This window comes from Synechococcus sp. R6-7, assembly GCF_047461695.1.
Taxonomy (GTDB): Bacteria; Cyanobacteriota; Cyanobacteriia; order Thermostichales; family Thermostichaceae; genus Thermostichus.
This window is the reverse complement of the sequence record NZ_JANSHS010000185.1, coordinates 1-4,240: the sequence shown is the minus strand read 5'-3', so window position 1 is coordinate 4,240 and position 4,240 is coordinate 1. Positions and strand designations below refer to the sequence as shown.

At 54.9% G+C, this 4,240-nt stretch carries 6 protein-coding genes; 3 read left to right on the top strand and 3 right to left on the bottom strand.

Translation table 11 applies throughout. The features are described 5' to 3' along the window. Positions 1 to 66 precede the first annotated feature (66 nt). Complete coding sequence (ndhO, locus tag NW815_RS06320; protein WP_414329213.1) at positions 67 to 285, bottom strand: NAD(P)H-quinone oxidoreductase subunit O; 219 nt, start codon at positions 283 to 285, stop codon at positions 67 to 69. 131 nt (positions 286 to 416) lie between these two features. Next, complete coding sequence (locus tag NW815_RS06315) at positions 417 to 821, bottom strand: hypothetical protein (RefSeq protein ID WP_011433399.1); 405 nt, start codon at positions 819 to 821, stop codon at positions 417 to 419. Between the two features lie 1,278 nt (positions 822 to 2,099). Here NW815_RS06315 and petE point away from each other — a divergent pair. Both petE and NW815_RS06305 read left to right on the top strand, forming a co-directional pair. Beyond that, positions 2,100 to 2,510: a plastocyanin gene (gene petE, locus NW815_RS06310; RefSeq protein ID WP_011433401.1), complete on the top strand. Its 411-nt coding sequence runs from the start codon at positions 2,100 to 2,102 to the stop codon at positions 2,508 to 2,510. Between the two features lie 184 nt (positions 2,511 to 2,694). After that, on the top strand, positions 2,695 to 2,925 hold the full coding sequence (locus NW815_RS06305) for a hypothetical protein (protein WP_011433402.1): 231 nt from the start codon (positions 2,695 to 2,697) through the stop codon (positions 2,923 to 2,925). Positions 2,926 to 2,961: 36 nt separating this feature from the next. On the opposite strand, the gene NW815_RS06300 is transcribed toward NW815_RS06305, so the two are convergent. Continuing rightward, positions 2,962 to 3,174: a DUF2997 domain-containing protein gene (locus NW815_RS06300; protein WP_414344087.1), complete on the bottom strand. Its 213-nt coding sequence runs from the start codon at positions 3,172 to 3,174 to the stop codon at positions 2,962 to 2,964. An 88-nt stretch (positions 3,175 to 3,262) separates the two neighbouring features. On the opposite strand from NW815_RS06300, the gene NW815_RS06295 reads away from it, so the two are divergent. Beyond that, positions 3,263 to 4,240 (top strand): potassium channel family protein (locus NW815_RS06295; protein WP_414415813.1); only part of this gene is annotated, 978 nt, incomplete at its 3' end.

The following is a 4,240-nucleotide window of genomic DNA, read 5'->3' as shown; positions in this document are numbered from 1 at the left end:
GAGTGCCATGGATCCCCCTTCACCCCATCACGGGGCATGCAGATGGGGAACATTCCGTGCTTCTACTCAACCCGCAATCTCCTGAACTTGATCTGCGCGCAGCCAAACCGTAGGGGTGGGAACAGCCCCAAACTTAATCTGCAGGTAGTTATCTTTGATATCCACCACTTCTCCGGCGGTCTCGAAAACGTAGTTGGGAATAAAAGGATCGCTTGCCTGCGCTTCTAAGCTACCCTCCAGTTTCTCGCGGATGGCCCGCACCAGGGTGCCTCGCTTAATCGCCATTGCTCCTCCTCAAGTTCAGTCGCGGATTAGTCGGCTCGATAGCAGTTGTATCACGCCTGCCGCTGCCGTGAAGAAGAAAGCTGGGATCCAGCCTCTGGCTCGGCTCTGACGGGGATCAACCTGAATTTGGCCTATTTGCGTCTCAGGCTGCGGGCCATATTGCGGAAGGTATCCATGTCCGATCCCCCCTGACGGCGTGGGCTTGCTCCGCTGCTGCTTGAAGCGGAGGATCCCTGCTCAGCAGCAGTTTCAGGAGTTTTGGCTTGCTCTGTGGACAACTTAACTTTGCTGAGGGAAGAGACCTGCTCCACCACCTCCACCTTCTCCTTGCTGCCGAAATCCTGGAAGGTGTGCTTCACGATCCTGGGGGTGCGCATATACTCGATGTTGCCAAGGGTTTTGGCTTCATCTGGGTCGAGAAAAAAAGTATTGTCGTTTTTCGCTTTCTTTGGGGTTGGCTTAGCAACAGTTTCCGGTGAGGACGTGGCCGCAGCTTTGCCGCGCGAGCCGAACAAGCGCTTGAAGATGCCTACCATGGTCGTTTTGCCTGCAATGGGTAAGGAAGTTGAGCCGGATCCCTAGGCACTGATATTGGCCACCCGCCCTTGGCAAGGTGAGGGCCAGGCCCGGTCATGAAATAATGTTAAGCCAACTTAGAGCACCCTGCCCTCCGGGGCAGAAGGGTTTCTGGATCCCGCACCTCAGAGGGAGAGAGTTTCAACCTCTGGCAAAGGGTTTGGCCGATGGCAATGTAACTCATCCCCAAAGCATCTCAGGATCAGGAAGTTCAGGGATCCCTGTAGCCGACTGCCATACAACCTTCTGGCCGAGAAATTGGCTTACGCTCGCTCCTCTCTTCTAGAGAGCCAGAGGAGTTTCCTCATACGCTAGATGCGTTGTCTTAGCTAGCAGTGGCTATATGGCTATACAGTGAAGTAAGAAGTCCAAAAACTCACTCCAGGCTCAGATAAGTAAAAACTGCAGTATGAAGCTGTGCCTCCAGATCGGCCTGGTAAGAAAACCTTACTGCTGCACTTTTGAGGTGTAGTGTACTTCAACCCTGAGGGGAGCGCCCAGGTTCAAGGCAGTGCCAATACACCGGGCCAAGATTTGAATGTTAAGCCGCTGATCCGTCGATTCTAAACTTGTTGCAAGCCGACTCTTGCTTGGACCAACTACGGGTGAACGCTGTACGCTCATCTTAACAGACTCCCTATTTTGGTGAGGGCTGAACAACCAACTGACTTTCAGGTGATGTTATTGAGGAATCTCAAAGGAATACCGACCAGCAGCATCCAAGAACCTGCTCTTTGAGATTAGGATGATTTGCCCTTCTTGTGCATCGACAACCCTACGGATTTGTTAGGCAAGACACTCTTGGACTTTAAGGGATCCCACGGAAAAAGAATCTCTACTTTGCGAAACTTTGCGAAGCACTTTTGGGTAGAGATGAGGACGACCCGGAAAACTGGCTCTCGGTTCCCTGCGCACGCTCGCCAACTGCCAAGATGCTCTACCCCAAGTGGTTGGGGATCCAGCCGCATCGGGTTGCCCAGCAGAAGTGTTGCCATAGACCCGCGAGAGAGTTCTGTTGTTTGACGGGTTCGGTCTGCTGTGGCCTTCTGTTAAAGAACGGATGCTACCGCTCCATAGGTGGGCATGCTCTATTTTGGGATGAGCCCCCTTATAATGAACATTGGGAATCCAACTGTCCCTGCTGTCCCTCCGCCTGGCTGGGTTCTCTTCACTACCTGGAAGGGAACAACGGAGCCGCAAAGTCTGGGATAACTGCTGTTACGTTTTGAGAGGAATCCATGTCTCTAGTTTTTAACCTGGTGAAGCGTTTGCAGCTCATCCTGCTCAGCCTTGTGGTTGGGGGGTTGGCTGTGGCGTTCTTGTCCAACCCTGCTGCTGCCGAGACCTACATCGTCAAAATGGGATCTGACAAGGCCCAGTTGGTCTACGATCCGCCTTCTCTCACCATCAACCAAGGGGATACCGTCCAATGGGTGAACAACAAGGTCTACCCCCACAATGTTGTCTTCGACAAGGTGCCCGGTGGAGATGCGGCTCTGGCCGCCAAGCTCTCCCACAAGGCACTGCTCACTGCTCCTAAGCAGGTGGTGGAGTCGGCTTTTGTTGATGTTCCTCCAGGTGAGTACACCTACTACTGCACGCCCCACCGTGGGGCCGGAATGGTCGGCAAGATCATCGTGAACGGCTAAATCCACACCCCAAGTGCTGAACTTCTAGGGATCCCACTTTTGGTTTTGCCTTGCTGGACAGGGATCCCTGCCTTTAGCATAAAAGTTAGCCCTCTCAGGAGTGGGAGGGCTTTTTAGCGAATGAATACGCATCTAACCGGCTTGTCTTCGAGCCGCACAAGTTTAGTCCACAAACGGGTTCTCTATGACCACCAGCGTTAAAGGTTACCTGCTCTTGGCCGTTTCCTGCCTCAGCGCCATTGCTGCTGTTGGCTCAATTTTCGAGTTGGCTTCTGGCGAGCCGGATTTTGGCGTCGGCCCCACCAGCATCATCTTGGTTGTCGCTGCTCCATTGGCTGTTTGGCTGTTTCAGGCTGCGGTTGGAGCGGCACGGGCCGGCAATACTGCCGGGAAGGGGAGCAAAAAGAAAAAGTGAGAAGATGGTGAGAACCCTAGGCAAATGGATATGGAGTCAGCGGGTTTGCTTCAAGGAGACCTCAGACTCCCTCTCGATTTCAGTCAGTTGGTGAAACTCCGGCAAGAGCTCCCGTTTCTGCACGGCTCCGAGCGCCGATTCCAAGCCGGCGGTAGCTAGAGTACAACTGGAGCCAGAACCGTTCAGTACGGTCTCGGTAACCTGTCCGTTTTTGTCGATCCGATATTCCACCTTGATGTATTCAGGCATCGGCACTCCGCTTGTTACCGAACAACAACGGGTTCTTCCCCATTCTAGTTCTTGCTTCCTTTTCCTGGGCTAGATCTGGCTGGGCTCTATGGCTTCTGCTCGTCCCCCCTTCCAGGCTGCCAAAAGGGATCCCGGAATCCGGCGAGACCTCGGCTTGGGCGTGGGGGCATTGGTGTGTGTGGTGCTGATCGGCACCCTCTGGTACCACGGGGTGGAGCAGTGGCCTTGGGTGGAAGCTTTTTACATGACCGTTATCACCCTAACCACCGTGGGCTTCATGGAGGTGGGGCCGCTGGGGGAGCGGGGGCGTTTATTTACGGTGGCCTTGATCCTGATGGGGGTCTTGGGCATCGGCTTCATGGTGAATCGCTTTACAGAGGCCCTCATCCAGGGACATTTTCAGGAAGGGATCCGGCAACGGAAATGGAAGAAACAGATGGAAGCGCTGAACAACCACTACATCATTTGCGGTTTCGGGCGCATTGGCCGGCAGGTGGCCCAAGAGTTTCGAGCAGAAGGGGTGCCATTTTTGGTGATCGATCAGTCTGCTGAGGCGATTCAGGTGGCTCAAGAGCTGGGATATGTGGCTCTCCAGGGGGATAGTACTCTAGATGCCACTTTGCTGGAAGCGCGGGTGCAACAGGCGGAGGGGCTGATTGCCGCCCTATCTTCCGATGCCGAGAACCTCTACGTGGTCTTGTCGGCCCGCACCCTGAACCCCCGCATTCGCACCATTGCCCGCGCCAATACGGAGGAGGCTTTGCAAAAACTGCAGCGGGCGGGCGTTGCCCATGCCATTTCTCCCTACATCACGGGCGGAAAACGCATGGCGGCGGCTGCCTTACGCCCCCGGGTTGTGGACTTTGTGGATGGCATCCTTGTCGGTCGGGATCGCACTTTTTACCTAGAGGAGTACGAGCTGGCAGCCCAAGAATGTCCTTATGTCGGGCAAACCCTACGGAAAGCCGATTTGCGCAACCGATCCGGAGCTTTGGTGGTGGCGATTCGACGGGCGGATGGCCAGTTGATTGGTGGCCCCAGCGGAGAAACCCTGTTACAGCCGGGG

Coding starts and splice junctions, on each gene's coding strand:
- NW815_RS06315 (WP_011433399.1), bottom strand. CDS start 821: ATGGTAGGCATCTTCAAGCGCTTGTTCGGCTCGCGCGGCAAAGCTGCG.
- NW815_RS06305 (WP_011433402.1), top strand. CDS start 2,695: ATGACCACCAGCGTTAAAGGTTACCTGCTCTTGGCCGTTTCCTGCCTC.
- petE (WP_011433401.1), top strand. CDS start 2,100: ATGTCTCTAGTTTTTAACCTGGTGAAGCGTTTGCAGCTCATCCTGCTC.
- NW815_RS06300 (WP_414344087.1), bottom strand. CDS start 3,174: ATGCCTGAATACATCAAGGTGGAATATCGGATCGACAAAAACGGACAG.
- ndhO (WP_414329213.1), bottom strand. CDS start 285: ATGGCGATTAAGCGAGGCACCCTGGTGCGGGCCATCCGCGAGAAACTG.